The sequence below is a fragment of the Desulfoluna sp. CYM3A genome, from assembly GCF_056829965.1.
Genome location: NZ_CP186556.1, coordinates 184,979 through 203,710, shown reverse-complemented (window position 1 = coordinate 203,710; position 18,732 = coordinate 184,979). Strand labels below are relative to the sequence as shown.

At 60.6% G+C, this 18,732-nt stretch carries 16 protein-coding genes; 10 read left to right on the top strand and 6 right to left on the bottom strand.

The window, feature by feature from the left end:
- Positions 1-586: 586 nt before the first annotated feature.
- The 5 genes from ACOYW1_RS01125 to ACOYW1_RS01105 all read left to right on the top strand — a co-directional run bounded on the left by ACOYW1_RS01125 (position 587) and on the right by ACOYW1_RS01105 (position 6,080).
- Positions 587-760, top strand: a complete 174-nt coding sequence (locus ACOYW1_RS01125) for a hypothetical protein (protein ID WP_482414842.1) — start codon at positions 587-589, stop codon at positions 758-760.
- Between the two features lie 149 nt (positions 761-909).
- A complete protein-coding gene (locus ACOYW1_RS01120) occupies positions 910-2,229 on the top strand; it encodes a cytochrome ubiquinol oxidase subunit I (protein ID WP_482414841.1) in 1,320 nt (439 codons plus the stop codon).
- A 50-nt stretch (positions 2,230-2,279) separates the two neighbouring features.
- Positions 2,280-3,299, top strand: a complete 1,020-nt coding sequence (cydB, locus tag ACOYW1_RS01115) for a cytochrome d ubiquinol oxidase subunit II (protein WP_482414840.1) — start codon at positions 2,280-2,282, stop codon at positions 3,297-3,299.
- Between the two features lie 482 nt (positions 3,300-3,781).
- Entirely contained in the window at positions 3,782-4,561 is a 780-nt protein-coding gene (locus ACOYW1_RS01110) for a hypothetical protein (protein WP_482421335.1), read from the top strand.
- A 253-nt stretch (positions 4,562-4,814) separates the two neighbouring features.
- Positions 4,815-6,080 carry a pectin acetylesterase-family hydrolase gene (locus ACOYW1_RS01105; protein WP_482414838.1) on the top strand — a complete coding sequence of 422 codons (1,266 nt, stop codon included), beginning with the start codon at positions 4,815-4,817 and terminating at the stop codon, positions 6,078-6,080.
- Between the two features lie 107 nt (positions 6,081-6,187).
- On the opposite strand, the gene ACOYW1_RS01100 is transcribed toward ACOYW1_RS01105, so the two are convergent.
- From ACOYW1_RS01100 to ACOYW1_RS01085, 4 genes are all read right to left on the bottom strand, one after another.
- A complete protein-coding gene (locus ACOYW1_RS01100) occupies positions 6,188-7,390 on the bottom strand; it encodes a hypothetical protein (protein ID WP_482421334.1) in 1,203 nt (400 codons plus the stop codon).
- Positions 7,391-7,457: 67 nt separating this feature from the next.
- Positions 7,458-8,153 (bottom strand): TVP38/TMEM64 family protein, encoded by a 696-nt coding sequence (locus ACOYW1_RS01095; protein WP_482421333.1) that lies wholly within the window; start codon positions 8,151-8,153, stop codon positions 7,458-7,460.
- The gene (locus ACOYW1_RS01090; RefSeq protein ID WP_482421332.1) at positions 8,150-8,719 is read right to left on the bottom strand and encodes a heterodisulfide reductase-related iron-sulfur binding cluster; all 570 of its coding nucleotides are present in this window, start codon (positions 8,717-8,719) and stop codon (positions 8,150-8,152) included. Before ACOYW1_RS01090 ends, ACOYW1_RS01095 begins: the two co-directional genes overlap by 4 nt.
- A 206-nt stretch (positions 8,720-8,925) precedes the next feature.
- Positions 8,926-9,234, bottom strand: a complete 309-nt coding sequence (locus ACOYW1_RS01085) for a 4Fe-4S dicluster domain-containing protein (protein WP_482421331.1) — start codon at positions 9,232-9,234, stop codon at positions 8,926-8,928.
- Between the two features lie 378 nt (positions 9,235-9,612).
- On the opposite strand from ACOYW1_RS01085, the gene ACOYW1_RS01080 reads away from it, so the two are divergent.
- Together ACOYW1_RS01080 and ACOYW1_RS01075 are read left to right on the top strand one after the other, a co-directional pair.
- Positions 9,613-10,485, top strand: coding sequence for a PhzF family phenazine biosynthesis protein (locus ACOYW1_RS01080; RefSeq protein ID WP_482421330.1), 873 nt, complete (start codon positions 9,613-9,615; stop codon positions 10,483-10,485).
- A 109-nt stretch (positions 10,486-10,594) separates the two neighbouring features.
- Complete coding sequence (locus ACOYW1_RS01075; RefSeq protein WP_482421329.1) at positions 10,595-11,689, top strand: NADH:flavin oxidoreductase; 1,095 nt, start codon at positions 10,595-10,597, stop codon at positions 11,687-11,689.
- 453 nt (positions 11,690-12,142) lie between these two features.
- Here the strand turns inward: ACOYW1_RS01075 and ACOYW1_RS01070 are convergent, their stop codons facing one another.
- Positions 12,143-14,593 (bottom strand): response regulator, encoded by a 2,451-nt coding sequence (locus ACOYW1_RS01070; RefSeq protein WP_482421328.1) that lies wholly within the window; start codon positions 14,591-14,593, stop codon positions 12,143-12,145.
- Positions 14,594-15,176: 583 nt separating this feature from the next.
- On the bottom strand, positions 15,177-16,088 hold the full coding sequence (locus ACOYW1_RS01065) for a LysR family transcriptional regulator ArgP (RefSeq protein WP_482421327.1): 912 nt from the start codon (positions 16,086-16,088) through the stop codon (positions 15,177-15,179).
- A 238-nt stretch (positions 16,089-16,326) separates the two neighbouring features.
- On the opposite strand from ACOYW1_RS01065, the gene ACOYW1_RS01060 reads away from it, so the two are divergent.
- The 3 genes from ACOYW1_RS01060 to ACOYW1_RS01050 all read left to right on the top strand — a co-directional run bounded on the left by ACOYW1_RS01060 (position 16,327) and on the right by ACOYW1_RS01050 (position 18,606).
- A complete protein-coding gene (locus ACOYW1_RS01060) occupies positions 16,327-16,935 on the top strand; it encodes a LysE/ArgO family amino acid transporter (protein ID WP_482414831.1) in 609 nt (202 codons plus the stop codon).
- 185 nt (positions 16,936-17,120) lie between these two features.
- The gene (locus ACOYW1_RS01055) at positions 17,121-18,107 is read left to right on the top strand and encodes a sigma 54-interacting transcriptional regulator (RefSeq protein WP_482421326.1); all 987 of its coding nucleotides are present in this window, start codon (positions 17,121-17,123) and stop codon (positions 18,105-18,107) included.
- Positions 18,061-18,606: an AAA-type ATPase lid domain-containing protein gene (locus tag ACOYW1_RS01050; RefSeq protein ID WP_482423632.1), complete on the top strand. Its 546-nt coding sequence runs from the start codon at positions 18,061-18,063 to the stop codon at positions 18,604-18,606. The genes ACOYW1_RS01055 and ACOYW1_RS01050 overlap by 47 nt, the downstream gene beginning before the upstream one ends.
- Positions 18,607-18,732 lie beyond the last annotated feature (126 nt).

Here is an 18,732-nt window from a genome sequence, read left to right as displayed (position 1 = left end):
AGCGACGACCTGCCCTGTCCATGAACCATCGCCCCTGTTCCATCCATTAGAAAAATGAGACATTCCAACCGGCCGCCGGTCCCGAGAAGGACGCCTTCCCCCCTGCCCCGCCAAGGGATCCCCGACAGCGTTCTTCTTTAACCCATCCGAAATGTTTAGAAAAAAGACGTATCGCATATGCGACCCGGCCTGTCTCAAAAACGATTCGAGACAGTAGCGTCTCCGGCCCAGCCGGGGTCGCATCACCCCATCCCTTCGAGATTGCAGCAAAAAAAAGCATTTTCCCTTTGCACCCCATGGTATTAAGCCGTATGATTCCCCTGTTGGACAGACGGACCGACCGCTATTCGTTTTTTATCCCAATCCGCGCACCCAACGGTGTGGTTGCTTTTGACCGACCCCAGTTACCGGCGACCGAGCCCCTGCCTGCGCTCATTTTTGGCACATGTTTTGCTTTTCTTCCTGGCACTCGGTTCGCCGACCCGTTTCGTCCCTGTTTGAATGCAGAGGCCCGCACCGTTGACACCGCCGGGCCCACCCACAATGAACGATGGTTTAAGAGCCACTTTCACTTAAGGAGGCACCCATGAACACCACCCAACATTGTCCCGGGCACGAGCCCTTTAAAAGCATTCAACCCATTGAAGTAACCTGCAAAAAATGCGGGACCGTCAATGAGGTCTTCTCGGACGAGGTGGAGAAGACCCACACGTGCCGTTCCTGCAAAGAGGTCCTGGATGTGAAAAACACCGCAGGTTAACGCGCACGAGGACAAACCGACCCGCGACGGCTTCGCATGGCCCCCTTTGGCAAGGCACGCGAAGCCGTCTGTGCGGAGGCGACGTATACACCACTAACTTTAATTATAAAGATTTACCTTGACCTGGACCCGGCTGTAAGGAGGAATTCATGGATGTCGTAATGCTCTCCCGTCTGCAGTTCGCCGCTGCGACCATGTTCCATTTTCTTTTTGTCCCATTGACCCTGGGGCTCTCCGTTCTGGTGGCCATCATGGAGACCCGCTACGCGAAAACAGGGGATGAGACCTGGCTTCGCATGACCAAATTTTTTGGAAAACTCTTTCTCATCAACGTGGCACTGGGGGTGGTCACCGGCATCACTCTGGAGTTCCAGTTCGGCACCAACTGGTCCCGCTACTCCGAATACGTAGGGGACGTCTTCGGCTCCCTCCTCGCCATTGAGGCCACCGCCGCCTTTTTCCTGGAGTCTACCTTCATCGGTATCTGGATCTTCGGCTGGAAAAAGCTTTCGGCCAAAGCCCACGCCACGGTCATGTGGCTGGTGGCCCTGGCCGGCTCCCTCTCCTCGGTGTGGATCCTCATCGCCAACGCCTGGATGCAGAACCCCGTGGGCTACACCATCCGCAACGGCCGCGCTGAACTCACCGACTTCATGGCGGTCATCACCCAGAAGTATGCCTTGCTGGAAATCTCTCACACCCTGTCGGCCGCTTACATGTACAGCGCCTTCGTTGTCATGGGCATCAGCGCCTGGCACCTTCTTAAAAAGCAGAACGTGGAGCTCTTCACACGAGCTTTCCGCCTCGGCCTGATCTTCGGGGTTTTCTCCGCTATCGTGGTGGCCGTCTCCGGCGACATGCACGGGGTCAACGTCACCAACACCCAGCCCGCCAAACTGGCTGCCATGGAATCCCACTGGGAAACCACCACCCGGGCTCCCTCCTTTATCCTGGCCATTCCCGATGAAAAGAACGAACGGAACCTCATCGAGTTTGGGCGCATCCCCGGCCTCCTGAGCTTCCTGGGCAAGCATGACTTCAACGCCGAAATCATCGGCCTCAAGGACATCCCCAAAGACGAACGGCCCCCGGTCCTCATCACCTCCCTGGCCTTCCGCACCATGGTGGGCAGCGCCACCCTGCTGATTTTTCTCACGGTGTGGGCCTTTGTCAAACGCAACAAACTCCTTGAGAGTCGCAGGCTCCTCACGGCCATGGTCCTTGCCATTCCCCTGCCGCTGCTCACCATCGAAGCCGGATGGGTCCTTACCGAGGTGGGGCGGCAGCCCTGGATCGTTTACGGCCTCATGAAGACCTCCCAGGCAGCATCGCCGGTGGCCTCGTCCCAGGTCCTGGCGAGCCTCATCGGGTTTATCGTGGTGTACGGCCTCCTGGGCTTCGTGGGCTTCTGGCTCATGATCAAGCACGCCAAAACCGGCCCGGCACCCGCACAGGAAACCGCCGCTTAAGCTGAAAACGCAGCACACATCTTCAGAATTGAATTAGGGAGGATATATTCATGGTTTTGCAGTCAACGTGGTTTTTTCTCTGGGGGCTCCTCTGGGCCATCTTTTTTATCACCGACGGGTTTGACTTCGGGGTTGGCACTCTCTACCCCTTCCTCGGCAAAAGCGAAACGGACAAACGCACCATGGTGGCCGCCATCGGGCCCCTGTGGGACGGCAACGAGGTGTGGCTCCTCACCGCAGGGGGCGTTACCTTCGCCGCCTTCCCCACGGTGTACGCCGTGATGTTCTCGGCCCTGTACACGCCCCTGATGCTCATCCTGTTTGCCCTGATCATCCGCGGCGTCTCCTTTGAGTTCCGGGACCAGATCGTCAGCCCGGTCTGGACAAGGGTCTGGGACACCACCATCTTCATCGGCAGCTTTGTACCCGCCCTCCTCTTCGGAGTGGCCTTTGCCAACATTTTCCAAGGGATCCCCTTCAACGGAGAGGGTGTCTACGAAGGCAACCTCTTAACCCTGTTGAACCCCTACGGCCTGGCCGGGGGCGTTCTCTTCGTGCTCCTCTTCACCCTCCACGGCGCCCTGTGGCTCTGCATCCGCACCGAAGGGGACCTCCAGGCACGCACCATCCGCACGGCACGGATCCTCTGGCCCATCCTCCTGGTGGCCGCCGTCACCTTCCTGGGCGCCAGCTGGTTTGCAACGGACCTTTACGGCAACTACCTTGCCCAGCCCGCGCTCTTTGTCATCATCGCCATCACCGTGGCGGCCCTTGCGGCCATCCGGTTCTTCATCGCCAAAGAGGCCTGGTTCAAGGCGTGGTTCGCCTCCTGCACCACCATTTTCGGCGCCACCTTCTACGGCATCGTCGGCCTCTTTCCCAGCCTCTTTCCCTCCAGCCTGGACGAGGCCTTCAGCCTCACGGCCTTCAACGCCTCGTCCAGCCCCCTGACCCTGAAGATCATGCTCACCGTGGTGCTCATCTTCATCCCCCTGGTCATCGCCTACCAGGTCTGGGCCTACAGTGTCTTCAGCCACAAGGTCACCGAGGAGGATTTTTACGCCCACTAAGGCCGAAACACATTCCGTTGAAAACGCCATAATAAAAAAGCCCTGCACACGTGCAGGGCTTTTTTTTGCAGGGCTGACGCTTTTAGATATTTTCCCCTCCGACGGCCCTGCCGGGAGCCAAACTTTTGATAAGTTTGACAAACAGGTCTTAAGTCATCATGTCGAGTCTCCGCCGGAGTTATTCCGGTTGAAGTCAAGCGAATCCCAAAAGGTCTGCATCGTGTTTTTAGAAGAATGAAATGGGCCTCTTCTGCAAAGGCGGTTGCCAGATGTCACACATCACGCGAATGCCCCGGTAACGCAGGTAGAATGGCTGCCTTCATGCATTCGCCATAGGGTTTCAAGGTGCCCCCACCTTGCCGCCGGTGGCACGCTTTTTTTGGTTGCAGTTGCCCTTCTCTGTGCTATGAGCCGTAGGTGCCGTCAACTGACCCGGCACCACAGGTGCTGCCAACCCCGAGCCAGCTGAACCAGGAGAGACCATGGACGCCTTGCAGAACCGATTCACCACCATCCGCAACGCCCTTGAGGCCACCATCTGCACGGTACAGGGGGTGGAGGTCATCGAAAAAGCCCTCATGACCCTGGCCGGCCACCCCGAGGTGCTGCGCCTCGCCCCGGAAGCCGAAACCTGGCGCAACCACCTTGCCGAAGCCCGGGTCGACGGAGACACCGAAGAGCAGGAGTATGCCCTGCTGGAGCTCTACCGCACCCTCCACACCGCAGGCGCCGGATACACCGAAGAGGAAAAAAAGCAGCTGGATGAGCAAAAGGGCCTCCATGGCCTCTCCGGGGGCCTCCTGCCCCTGCTCATGACAAAGGAGCTTGTCTCCCCGGACACATGCATGGCCGACCTGGGCGCCGGAAACGGCCTCCAGGGTCTCCTCCTCCAGTGCCTTTGCCCCCACCGCCACACCCTGCAGGTGGAACTCTCCAAAGGACACCTGAGCGCCGGGCGTCTTTTCCAGCGGGTCCTGGGCATAGCCGACCACCGCGTCTCCTGGCGCCACGGGGACCTCTTTGCCACCGATCTTTCCGGCGTCACCCTCCTTTACCTCTACCGCCCGGTAAGGCCTTCGGAGACAACCCTTCCCCTGTACCGAAAACTGGCAGCCACAATAGGTGCCATGGACCGCCCCATCCACCTTGTGAGCGTGGCCGATTGCCTCACCCCTCACCTGGATCCCCCGGTGTCTCCCCTTTACGACGACGGCTTTGTCACCATCACGGCCGTTGAGCCGCAGGCACCCCTAACGAAATGAATCAATTGTTGATTTTTTCATTTGAACGGCGTTTAATAGACCAAATGCAATTCATCCCATTCCTCAGCCGCCCGGGCCACACACTGCCACCGGAGCCTCCCCCCCGCCCATGACATGCCGTGCACACGCGACATGAAAGAAACCGGCTCCCTGTGTCATCCCCGTGCAACACCCGGCGTCGGCCCTTTCAGGGCGATCTTCGGACCCTTCCCGCGTGGGCACCCCACCAACCCAAAATCAGGAGAATGTAGCCATGCGCAGATGGTCCGTTATCCCTTTTTTGGTCATCGTGCTTTTGCTCCCCTTCCTTTTCGGGGGCTGCGACGAGGACATCAAGTACTACCAGTGGAACCTTGTGCAGCTTGAACCCGAGGGAGACGTGGAGTATGTGTGCGGAAACGGGTCCCCTTACAAATTTTTCGTCAACCCGTCTTTGACCAGTGACAATGTGCTTATCTATTTTGAGGCCGGCGGGGCCTGCTGGGACTATCCCAGCTGCTCGGGACAAAGCGGGATCCGGGGTGCGGCCAACCCCAACGGCATCCCCGACGACTACATGGACGGGTTCTCCATCCCCGCCATCATGTCGCCCTTTATCTTTCGCGCCCACCCCTGGGAACGTGTGGACACCCAGGGCTGGACCATCATTTTTGTTCCCTACTGCACCGGGGACATCTTCATCGGAAACAACACCGCCACCTACGAGTCCGAGGATTCCGATGAGAGCCTGGAGTGGCACCACAACGGCTACACCAACACCCAGGGAATTATCAACTGGATGACCAATGGGCCCTTCAAGGACCACTTCGACTCCATTCCCAAGCTCATGGTCAGCGGATGCAGCGCCGGAGGCGCCGGCTCCATCCTCAACTACCACTTCATCCGCAAGGGCCTGGGCGACCGCGTGGGCGAGGCCATCCTCCTCAACGACTCCGGTCCCATCTACTCCACGGCCGAAGACTCTCCCCAGTTCTCGTTGCCCCTGCACACCAAGATCCGCAGTGCCTGGAACGTGGACAGCGTCATCGACATCCTGGGCCAGGACATCCCCGGTGATTTCGACGCCGATGACTACGGCAGCTTAAGCGTGGCCCTGTCTCGCCAGTACCCCGCCGACAAGCTGGCGCACACCCAGTTCACCATGGACGGCAACTACTCGGGCTACTCGTACGAGCGATTCTACGACTACCCGCCCAAAGAAGAGATCCACGCCATGTGGGCCGCGGACCAGGGCTACCTCATGGCCATGTACGACGACCTCTTTGCTGAAAACGGCAACATCGGCTATTTCGTCCCCTACTACCGCCCCTTCAACGACAGCCACTGCTCCTGCATCCTCTCCTTTGACGACACCGACATCACCGGCACGGGCATGAACGTGGGAGACTACGCCGATCGCCTCATCAACGACGGGGCTGGCATGGCCGCCATGCAGTACTACGAAGAGCCCACCGAGGAAGAGCTCAACAGGCCCTACCCCCTCTGGAACCTCCTTGACCTGCTCATGGGCGCTCTGTAAGGCACGGAACAGACAGACAACGTAACGATTCACCTCAGGCCCCCGGCAGCCCTGCCGGGGGCCTGCTTTTTCCCTGATCCCTCTTGTCCCTGTGGCTCCTTCGGCCCTTACCCGTTGGCCTGCTTGGTTTCGATCCGATCCAGGGCCCGCGCTTCCCGCTCCGGAATGGCCTCCAGCCGTTTCTTGAACTGCTCCAGCAAAAATTGATGCTGGGCCAGGTCCCGCTGGCTCATCTCGCCCTTATGCTCCTTTAAAATCCACTCCAGCATGGCGATGCTGTCCCGTGTCAGAAGGGCCTGCTCGTCGTAGTAGCTGTGGACCTCGTCCTCGGAGGCGATGTTGGCGCTGATACGTCCGAAAAGCTCGTTGCGGGACTTTTTCTCCTCCTCCCGCTGCCACCGCTCCTCCTCGGTCTGGGGCGGAATGGCCAGGTTGTCGGGAAGGCTTGCCCGCATGCGGTCCATGTCCGGCATAAAGGGCTCCTGCTTTTCAGACTCCCGGACCACCGGTTTCACTCCGGTTTCACCGCTTTGGGCCTCGGCCGCACTGCCGTGCTGACCGGCCACCGTCTCTTCAAGGGCCGCTGTATCCGTCCCATGCTCCGGGACATCCCCTTTGCCCACGACCATCCGGGCCCCCAAGGTCAAAAGAACACCTGCCACCAAACCCACTGCCACCCAGCCGATACGCGCCATGTTGCCTCCTGTCGTTGTGGTCCGGTCCGTGCCCCTTTGTTTCATGGTCCGCGTACACGCCAAAACCAAAAGGTTGGCAGCCACGGCAGCGCCGATGCCCAGGGCCAGAGTCCAGAAGAAAAACAGCCTGGGCATCAGGTAATAGGAGACATCCAAAGGGGTGTTGAGCCAGAGTTGATTGGAAAAAAGAAGCGGGTGAAACAGGTCCCGCCAGAAGGTGGTAAAAAACGGAAAGATTCCCGAAAGCAATGGGAACAGAACAAGGTTGACCAGGGCACTGCCCCTGAGCAAAGACGGGGTCGCGGCAAAGGCAAGACTGAGAAGGGCTGCCGCCGCGACCACCGCAGCAAGATCCAGCCGGTCCCGGGCTTCTGCCAGGTGACGGCGCTCTTTGGCCGTCCATGCCCCATGGGCAAGGGTCCCGCCATGGGAGAGAAAAGAGGTCAGCTCCCGGACCAGAACCCTTGGCGGCCCGGCTTTCAGGCGCACGCAGCGGCCGTGGATCCCGCAGGCGGCATCGTACCAGAACGGTGTGTAGACAACCGCAGCCAGGGGGACCCAGAAGGTAAGGTAAAACAGAGAGACACCGGTAAGCAAAGCCCGAGCACGCGCCATACCCCTCCTTTCATCCGCTTAACGCACCGGTATCATAGCCCCTTACGACCTGTTTGTCGAGGCCGTATCACGGAGCCTTCTTCCAGAAACGCTTCACGAGAAAAGGAATCGTGCCCACGGCACACAAAAGGAGAAATCCCCCCACAAAGGGCGCAGTTATCCGCCCCTGGAGAAGGTCCAGCAGGGAGCTGGAAAAGAGAATAAAGGCAAGGGTGGCGGGAAACATGCAGACAACGGTGGCCGCCACGTAGTGGGAGAGTCGCACCCGGGTCAGCCCGAATGCGTAGTTGAGGAGAACAAAAGGAAACACCGGCACCAGGCGGGTAAAGGCCACCACCTTCCACCCCTCCTCGGCCACCTTGCGGTCCAGGCGCTCCAGGCCGGTGCCCGCCACCTTCCCGCGCACCCAGTCCCCTGCCAGGTAGCGAGACACAAGAAAAGCCAGGGTGGCACCACCCGTGGCCCCCACCATGGTGCAGGCCAGCCCCATGACCGGACCGAACAGAAGCCCTGCGGCAAGGGTGAGGGGACTTGCCGGAAGAAGCAGGCAGGGCCCGATGCAGTAGAGGGCCACAAAGATAAGGGGCGCGGCAAGGCCGTAGCCTTCCACCCACTGCCTCACCGCCTCCGGGGCCAGAGAATCCGTGAAGCCTGAGATTTTCAAAGCGGCTGCCATGCCGATGAGGGCCATGAGGATCAACCCCTTGACCCACCATGCACCCTTTGGGCCGCCGCCCATGGAGACGTGCCGCTCACGGGTCACCGCAGGCCGGAGTACCTGAACCGCCTTTTGAGCCCCAGGCGGTGAAGATAGGTCAGAGGGCTCCCGGTGGCTTTGGGGATCGTGTTGCCGTCATTAAAAAACAAATCCAGGAGATGCCGGGCGCCTCCCCGGCCGCCGAGACGTGAGGCGCACCCCGAGCAGTAGGTGAGGACCGCCTCTCCGGCCCGCTCCCCTTGAATCCTCTGGCGCCAGGCCTCGGCATGGCCGGGACAGACCGCCCCCACAGCGCCCCCCTCCCCGCAGCAGAGGGTCCGCCTGCCGCTGCGGGCGGACTCCACCAGGGACACCCCGCTTCGCAGGGCCAGCTCCCGGGTCGCCCCGTGGATCCCTTCTTCAAACCGCACCGCACAGGGATCGTGCATCCTCAACGCCCCGCTTACAGATGTTGGGACAAGGTCCGCGTCCCCTGCCATGAGTTCATAGACGCTCTGGGTCTCAAGGCCCGAGCCGTACTGATGAAACACCTTGAAGCAGTTGGGGCAAGCCACCACCACGCGGCGCACGCCCCCAATCCGGACGATGCAGCTCCCCGAAGGCGTTCTCAAAGGCCCCCTGCCGCCCCAGGTCATGGGAGGGCTTGGTGCAGCAGTCCAGAACCAGGCCCGCCTGGGGGACCTGTTCCCTGATGTACTGCCAGACGCGAAAGGTCTTGTGGGACCGTGTTCCCGACAGGCCGCACCCCGGAAAAAAGATCGTATCGCACCCTTCGGGCAGATGGGCCCAGGTAAACCGTTTGGACACCCCCCGGGCCTCATAGGCAAGCAGGCGGAATGGAGAAATCCACCTTGCCGCTCTCCGCCGCTTCCCGCCGCAAGGCAAGAAAAAAGGCCGCGGGATCCGCCCCTTCGGGACAGACCGCCGTGCAGAGCCCGCACAGAGAGCAGAGAAACGCCAGGCGAAGGGCCTCTTCCGGCCGGGTCTCCAACAGCTCCCGAATCTCAAGGGGGCTTCCGTGCTCTTTTAAAAAAGCGCACCCCACCCGGCACTTGCCGCAGCCGGTGCACCGGGGAAGAATGGATTGGGAAGGGTCGGAAAAGGATCGCAGGCTTCCTGTTTTCACGAGAATGGTCTCTCCTGTCATGGTAAGGGAAATTCAGGCGTAAACGGTAGAATGGTGTGGCCGCCCCCCGGATGTCAAAATGATAATATCAATGACATCACCGCCAGCCATTGAGAAAAGCAGACGTCTATGGCAAAGCCAGCATTAAAAGCGTGCCTCCGGCAGCGAGGTGAGCCACCTCGAAAGCATATTGCCCTTGCGCTTTGTCCCTCGTTCCTCGGGCCAAAGCGCAAGGGCCTTCGACTCGGGCTTCGCCCGGCATAAACCCTGATGATTTCTGCGGGCTGAATCACAAGCTTCGACGCAACAGGAACCGTTGTTGTTACTTGTCCATGTTTCTACTTTTCCCCGCTGCTCCGGCGTGCTATCAAAATCAGTATGATGCGACTCTTTCTCCAGCAAGCCTATACCGACGCCGGGCGCGGTGGAAACGGTGCAGGGGTGGCGATTTTCGCCGACGACATGGATGAGGCCGCCATGCAGGCCCTGGCCCGCAACGTGGGGCTCTCGGAAACCGCCTTTGTTTCGGATCTCTTGAGCAGCTGCCCTGTCATCCGCTATTTTACCCCGGTGGCTGAGGTGGATCTCTGCGGCCACGCCACTGTGGCGGCCTGGACTGTCATGGCCCACCTGGGCCTTGTGCGGCCGGGACGACATCGTCAAGGGCTCAGGGAAGAAGAGATCAGCGTTACCCTGGATAACTCCGGGGCGGTGTGGATGGATCAAAAACCCCCTGCCTTCAATCCGATACTTGATCCGGCCCGGGTGGCCCCCATCCTGGGGCTTGCGCCCGAGGAGCTCACCGCAACGGGCCTGCCCATCCAGCCCGTGTCCACAGGCCTCACGGACATCCTTGTCCCCCTGCCCTCACGGGGACTCCTTGAAGCGGTCGTCCCGGACCTCGGGGCCATGGCAGCCTTTAACACCGAAACCGACACCGTGGGGTTCCACCTCTTCTGCATCGAGCCCCGGAACCCCGCCCATACCGCATGCTGCCGGAACTTTGCCCCGGCATACGGCATTGATGAGGAGTCGGCCACCGGAAGCGCCAGCGGAGCCCTGGCCGCCTACCTGTGGATGAACGGGCACCAGCAGGAGCGCTACATCTTCGAGCAGGGACACGCCATGGGCAGCCCGTCCCGCATGGATGTCCTCCTTGCCTGTGATGAGAAAAGACCCACCGGGGTCACCGTGGGAGGATACGGCGGCACCCCTGTGGAAAAGACGGTTCCCCCGCCGACATCGGGTTGACCTTCCGTGGCCGGACAAGGGACGCCACATTTTTATTGGCGTGATCACAACCATTTGATATAGCTTCATCAGGATAATTGATATCTGATACACCAGACAGGAGATCGCAATGCACCCCCTTTTCGACCCCACGACCATCAACGGCATGACCCTTGCCAACCGCTTCGTCCGGTCCGCCACCTGGGAAGGGATGGCCGGACCCGACGGCTGCGTTACCCAACGGCTCATAGACTGCATGGCCACCCTGGCCGACGGCGGTGTGGGCCTCATCATCACGGGCCACGCCTTTGTGGAACTTGAAGGCAAGGCAGGCCCGAAACAATTGGGTATCCACGACGACGCGTTTCTCCCCGGGCTCACCAAGATGGTGGAGGCGGTCCACGCCCGCAACGGGAAAATCGTGGCCCAGCTGGCCCATGCCGGAAGGCGCGCCAACACCGACGAGTCGGGCCGTCCCCCCCGCATCATCTCCGTCACCGGCTCCGAAGAGCCCCCGGTAAAAGAGATGGGCCCCTGCGATTTCAAGCTGGTGGTCACCGCCTTTGCCGAGGCAGCCGTCAGGGCCAAAAAAGCCGGTTTCGACGGGGTGCAGATCCACAGCGCCCACGGCTACCTCCTCAGCCAGTCCCTCTCGCCCCTGGAAAATCGTCGCAGCGACTGGTACGGCGGCCCCGTGGAGCACCGCATGCGCTTACTCCTGGAGGTCACCACCGCCATCCGTGACGCCGTGGGCCCCGACTACCCGGTGCTCATCAAGCTCAACAGCGCCGATCACGTCAAAGGCGGTTTCACCCTGGACGAGGCCTGCGCCGTGGCCGTCCGTCTGGCCCACGAGGGGATCGACGCCATTGAGGTAAGCGGCGGCACTCCAGAAAGCGGGGAGCTTGCCCCCATCCGGCCCCGCATCGACGCCCCGGAAAAAGAAGCCTACTTCCGCGATGCAGGCAAAGCCGTCAAGGAGTCGGTGCAGGTCCCCGTGATGCTCGTGGGCGGCATCCGCGCCCTTGAGACCGCCCTTGCCATGCACGACGAAGGCCGGGCCGACCTCATCAGTCTCTCCCGCCCCCTCATCCGGGAGCCCAACCTCATCGCCAGATGGAAACAGGGTGACACCGCCCCCGCCCAGTGCAACTCCTGCTGTCGATGCTTTGTCCCGGCCCGAAGGGGGGACGGCATCCGCTGCATGGCACGGAAAAAAGGGTAAAAAGACGCCTCCGGCGGCCCTGCCGGGGGCTAAACCTTTAAAAAGTTTAACAAACAGATCTTAAAATTTCGTCTTGAATGGTTTCCGTTATAAACGTTGAATGTGACTTTTCCCGACGGACAAAGCGCATTTGCAACCTGCGTTCAGGGCATTTAATTTAAGTGGTTGCTCCACCCTTGTCACCGGCAATTACTCCGGTAAAACTCAAACGAGTCTGAGAACGCCCGCGTCATGTTTTTAGAAAAATGACATGGGCCTCCCCTGCCTTGACGGTTGCCGGACTTCACCCTTCACGCGAATGCCCTGACAGCGTTCGCATGGCAACGGCCTCCATGCATTCGCCATAGGGTTTCAAGGTGCCCCCACCTTGCCGCCGGAGGCGGTTTTGCCATGCACTTTCACAATAAAAGACATCGCTTTTGGCTTTTACTTTGTGCCCGCTGGGCATCGGATTTAACCGGATTTTGACGGTGTCCACGCCTCATCACCCGCGTCCAGCTCCTGCCGCACGGCTGTGAGCAGGGTGTGCATCTCCACGGGTTTCATCAAAAACGTCCGAACACCGATGGTCTCGGCTGCCTGGCGGGCCCTGCGGTCGTTGTAGCCCGTGCAGAGGATCACCGGTATCCCGGGAGTCATGGCCTTGATCTCCCGTGTCAGGGCCATACCGGTCATGCCGGGCATGGTCATGTCGCTCACCACGATATCGTAGTTGCCCCGACTCGCCCGGTAATGGTCCAGCGCCTTTTTGCTCTCCGTAAACACCGACACCCGGTACCCGGCCCGCCTCAGCATCCGCTTGAGCAAAAAGGCGAGTTCTTCGTCGTCGTCCACCACCAGGACCGTCTCGCGGCCCCTGGGAGGGGCCTCGGCGGAAACGGGCTCCGGAAGCAAGGCCTCCCCTTCCACTTCGAGAAAGCAGAGGGTAAAGGTGCTGCCCTTGCCCGGCTCGCTGTCCACGGTGATGGTGCCGCCGCACTCCCGGACGATGCCGTGGACAACGGAGAGCCCCAGGCCCGTGCCCTTGCCCTCCTCCTTGGTTGTGAAGTACGGGTCGAAGATCCTGTCTCGGCTGGCCGCGTCCATGCCCACCCCCGTGTCCTTCACCACGAGTCTCAGGCAGGGTCCCGAGGGATTTCCCGGAAACGGCGATTCCTTCTCGTTCATGAATACAGTCTCCAGGGCCACCTCCAGGGTCCCGCCCCCCATGCCTTCCATGGCGTGGTAGGCGTTGGTCCCCAGGTTCATGATGACCTGGTGCACATGGGTGGGGTCCCCGAATATCAGACGGCCTTCGGCGTGGAGCCTCTCCCGGATGGCGATGGTGCTGGGCAGGGTGGAGCGCAGAAGAGTCAGGGCCTCCTGGACCACGGCCTGGACATGGACCGGTTTGAGTTCGGACTGATGGCGCCTGGAGAGGGTCAGGATCCTTCGCACCAGGTCCCGCGCCCGCTGGGAGGCCTTGAGGATGCCCGTCATGTTCTCCGCCTCCCGACTGTCCGGGGGCAGCGAAAGCTGGGTCATCTCCGCGTACCCGATAATGGGGGAGAGAATATTGTTGAAGTCGTGGGCAATGCCCCCGGCCAGGGTGCCCAGGGCCTCCATCTTCTGGGAGTTCCGGAGTTGGGCACGCAGCAGCTCCTTTTCCTCTTCGGCCTGGAAAAGACGGGAGATATCGATAAAACTGTCCACGATGCCCAGAAGGCGACCGTCCCGGTCCGTGAGCGGGTTGGCGGCCACCATGCAGGGGATGCCCTCCCGACTCGCCGTGGAAAAAAGGCTCTCCCCCCGAACAGGGGTGACTCCTGAAAGCGCCTGGACCAGGGGGCAGGCGTCGGTGCGGCACATGTCGCTGCGAATCACCTCGTAGCAGTGCTTGCCCACGGCAAGGGAGGCATCCTCACCAAAAAGCTCGCTGAAGGTGCTGTTCATGCGAAGCAGGCGAAACCTTCGGTCAATGATCAGCATGGGGATGGAGGCGTTGAAAACCTGGGTCAGCTCCAGGTTGGCCCGGGCCACCCGCTGCCTGGCCCCCTCCAGCTCCGAGGCCTGGGCCCGAAGGGACTCTTCCGCCCTCCGGCTCAGCCGGGTGGCACGGTCCACGGCGTGCCGCAGGCTCCGGTTCCAGACAAAAAACCCACCGAGGACCGCAACAACCAGGCACACCACCAGGCCGATGGCATAGGTACGAAAAGAAGGGTCCCTGTAGACGGGGTGGGTTTTCAGGTAGAGCCACTTTTTGAAAATATCCCGTTTCTCTTCCGGCGAAATCAAGGAGAGGCCCCGGTTCATGATATCCACCAGCATGGGCTGCTGACGGGAGATGCCCATGCAGATCTCGTAGCTGTAGTGGGTGTATCCCAGGGTCTGAAGCCGCACCAGGCCGTGCTTCTCTATCAGGTAAGAAGTGGAGGCCATATCGGAGACCAGGCCCTCGGCCTCCCGGCGATCCACCTTGAGTAGCCCCTCAAGGGTATAATCCACGGGCTCCACCAGAATCCCCGGATACTTCCTGGACAGGATCTCATGGTCCACGCTCCCTTTCAGCACGCAGACCCGCTTGCCCACCAAGCCCTCCAGGTTAATTCCCCCCGTTGTTTCCGGCCCCGTTACAATGGTGGTGGGCATCTGGAAATAGGTCCGCGTGAACGCCAGGTGCGGCTCCCGGGATGAAAGCCGGGCTATGGAGGGAATCACGTCCACCTCGCCCCGGTACCCGGCCCGGAGAATCTCGGCCCAGGTGGCGTAGCGCACCCGGGTAAACACAAAGCCCAGTTTTTCTTCGATAAGGGAGATGTACTCAGGTGCGATGCCCTGCACCTGCCCCTCATCGTTAAAAAAGGAGGCCGGGGGCCAGTTGGGTTCAAGGCGGGGCGAAGTCGGCCCTTGCGGGCTTCGAGCCACTGGCGCTGCTCCGGGGTCAGGGGATCCGGAACCGGAGGAGAGGCAAAGGAGACCGAAAGATAAACCACCAGGCAAAACAGCACCGCCACAGGGCACAGGCAACAAAAGGCGCATGGGCGTAAACGTCCGGTTCGCCCCCCCGTCTGTCTGCGCATCGTTGATGATGAGAAATTGATCATTCACATGTCCCCTGCGTGTTTCGTAAAAGCACCGCACACCCCACACGGAATGAACGGGGCTCACGCACCGAGCTGCGGCGCAATCCCAAGCCCAAAACAGCCGGTCAATCTCAATGTATTTCAGGCTGATACAAAACACCGAGAGGCGGCCCACATGACGCAGCCGTGTGAATTGTTTCCCCCGAACCCTGACGTCCCCATCAAGCCTTTCCTTAATGTACTTTTCGTCACAGTTGACAAAACCTTTATTCCCAGTTGACGAAAAGACGCACTCCTTGTCCGTGCCCACCCGCGGCATCGGCACCGCCCAGCCCCCTGTAATGCACCAAATGGCGGGGCATCACGCCCATCAATCCCACACCGTGAAGGCGACGTGTCTCTCATTTCGCCTCGTCGCCCTGCCGTCACGGCGATTCGCCGGGCGTGTCCTGAAGGAGGGTGCAACGGGCCCCCTCCACCAGTCCATGGGAGAACCGCTCCAAAAGCGCCGACTTCACATTCCAGACATGCCAGTACAGCGGCACCTTTATCTCCCTGCCCGGGGCCACATCCGTGAGCGCCCCGGCGGCAAGCAGGGGCGAGGCCTGCTGCATGGGCACCATGCCGTACCCCATGCCCTGGACAATGGTGGTCACCACATCTGCACAGGAACAGGGAACGTAATGACGGGGAAAGGACGAGGGAGGATCTGACAACCAGGCCTTGAGAAACCGTCCATGGAGCTCATCCTTGCGATTGAAGAGCACCGCCGGGGCCCGAGCCGTAGCCCCCGAACCTAACCCATCGCCAAACCAGCGCCCGGCAAAGGAAGGGGACGCCACCATGCGGTAAACCATGGCCCCCAGGTAGGCCATGCGGCACCCCTGGACCGGCTCCGCACTGGAGGTGATGCAGCCCACGGTCTCCCCGCTCTTTAGAAACCGCAGGGTCTCGTCCTGATCATCCACGCAGAAATCAAGGAGGACTCGCTCCTTCTCCAGAAACGCGGCAAGCCCGGGCAGGAGCCAGGTCTCCAGGCTGTCTGCGTTGACCCCCACGGTGAGGGTGTGAAGTCCACCGGCCCCCGGGGCAAGGGTCTCCCCCAGGTCCGCCTCCAGGTGGGACACCTTAAAGTAATGGGCCAGGAAGAGCTCACCGGCCCGGGTGGGAGACGGCGGGGCTGTCCGGCTCAACAACACCTGACCGGCCTGCTCTTCCAGGAGCTTGACCCGTTGGGAGACAGCAGACTGCGAGATGTTGAGAACCCTGGACGCCCTTTCAAAGCCCCCCTCCAGGACCACACGTGCCATGGCCTCTATCAGCTTGTAATCGTACATGGCGTGCTCCGAAAAGTTCTTAAAAAGCCGCTCTCAATAGGGCAGGCGAGGCCCCGTCACATTATTCGTTTTTCTTATGATGTATATATATAATTAATTTTACTTTTACAATTGAATCCCCCTACAAAGGGGGCGTCATCATCGCAGGGGCAGGCTGATGCCCCCCGGCTTTCCACAGGAACGACACCGGCAGCCTCAGGCGGCACCGGCATTGACATCACAAGGGACACACGACATCATGATTTCGCCATTTCTCAAAGGGTTCGGCACCAGCGCGGGCCTGATCATCGCCATCGGCGCCCAGAACGCCTTTGTCCTCAGCCAGGGGGTGAAGCGCAACCATCACCTGGTGATCCCCCTTATATGCAGCTTCTTCGACGCCCTGTTGATCACTGTGGGCATCCTCGGGGTAGGCACGGCCGTTGCCGCCCATCCCCTGCTCACCCGGACGGCAGCCTGGGGAGGTGCCGCCTTTCTCTTCTGGTACGGAGCCTGCGCCTTCCGGTCGGCACACCGGGGAGGCAGCCTGGAGGCGGAAGAGGCAGGACGCACCCCCCTTAAAACCGCGGTGCTGGCCACCCTGGCCGTCACCCTGCTGAACCCCCACGTTTACCTGGACACCCTGGTCCTCATGGGGGGCATCAGCGGCCAGTTTCCTTTGGAGCAGCGCCCCTGGTTCGGGTTCGGAGCGGCCACGGCCTCCTTTGCCTGGTTCTTTCTCCTCAGCCTGGGGGGCAACCTGCTGGCCCCGGTCTTTCGAAGGCAAAGGGCCTGGCGCATTCTCGACACCCTGGTGGGCCTCGTCATGTGGGGCATCGCGTTTTCCCTTCTTGTAAACATGGCCTAACACACCGGCAAGATTGACATCCACGAAGAGATCGTTCAAGGTACACCTATCAGGCACCGTTCACCCTCAAGGCATTGTCGCCCTCACCGGGGATGACAAGACCGGTCGACTGCCCTCGGCCGGCGCCCTGAGGCTGTGCCCCAGGCAACACCGTATCAACCCCAGTCATACGTGGAGTCTGTTCAATGGGTCAACACAGGAAGTCACGGTCCGAATCGCTGTTCGATGTCACCCGCATCAACTTCTTGAGCGTGCTGGACCAGCTTGACGAAGGCATTATCATCACCGATCACCAGGGGATCATCGTCTACTACAACGACACCCAGGCCCAGATCGACGGGGCCGATCCCGAGGAGATCATCGGCAAGCATGTCACCGAGGTCTACGAGCTCTCCGACGAGACCAGCATGATTGCCAAATGCATGGACAAAAAACGCGCCATCCGAAACCGCACTTTTTTTTACCGCACCCGGAAAGGCAAGGTGGCCCACACCATCCATTCCATTTTTCCCCTCCTTGATGGCTCCCGCGTCACCGGGGCCATCTGCTTTGTCAAAGACTACAACATCCTCCAGAAGAGCACCCCCATGATCGCCGTTCCCAGTTTCAACAAAAACAAGGGAAACGGCACCCGCTACACCTTCGGGGACATCATCGGAGACAGCTACGACCTTCAGCGGGCCATGGTCACGGCCCGGGAGGCGGCCTCCTCGTCGTCCCCCATCATGCTCATCGGCGAGACCGGCACGGGCAAAGAGCTCTTTGCCCAGTCCATCCACAATCACAGCGCCCGGAAAAACAAGGCCTACACCGCCCTTAACTGCGCGGCCATCCCGGAAAACCTCCTGGAAGGAGTGCTCTTCGGCACCGTCAAAGGAGCCTTCACCGGTGCCCTGGACAAACCGGGCCTCCTGGAGATGGGCAACGGGGGCACCCTCTTCCTGGACGAGCTCCTGGCCATGCCCACCACCCTCCAGGCCAAGCTCTTACGGGTCCTGCAGGAGAAAAAATTCCGGCGCATCGGCTCCCACAAAGAGGTGGAGGTGGAGCTCAAGGTGATCAGCGCCATGAACGGCTCCCCACGGGAGGCCGTGAAAAACGGCCAGCTGAGAACCGACCTCTTCTATCGCCTGGTGTGGTCATCGTCCACTTCCTCCAAACCGGCTCGATGACCTGGAGAACCTCATCAGCCACTTCATCCTCACCCTCAACCACACCTTCGGGACCCACGTCAAAGGGGTCTCCCCCAGGGTGCTCGACCTGTTTAAAGGGTACCGCTGGCCCGGCAACGTCCGGGAGCTGGAGCACCTCATCGAAGGGGCCATGAACAGCGCGGGCCAGAACAAGATCATCGGCCTCCGACATTTTACCTCCGCCTTTGAGACCCTCAACGTCATGGGCGACAACCTTGAAGACACGGCCTGGGAATCCTCGGATACGGGTCCTTTTCACCAGCTCATGCCGGCCGCAGCGCCCCTATCCTCCACAAACAACCTGTCGGAATCCCAGAAGGCCACCGAGCGGCAGACCATCGCCCATGCCCTGACCCACTCCTTCGGCAACGTCTCCAGGGCCTCGAAGATCCTGGGCATCTCCCGGCAGCTCCTCCATTACAAAATGAAGAAACACAAGCTCAACCGAAAGACCTTCGCCGATCCGCCCGCCGGGTAAGGGGCGAGGTGCATCCGCATGCAAATCAAGTCAACACACAGAACTCAAAGGCAAAACCACCACCCAACAAGTCATAATCATGTCGCCTTTCCCCCCGGACCTGTCCGTCCGGGGCAGGGTGAAAAA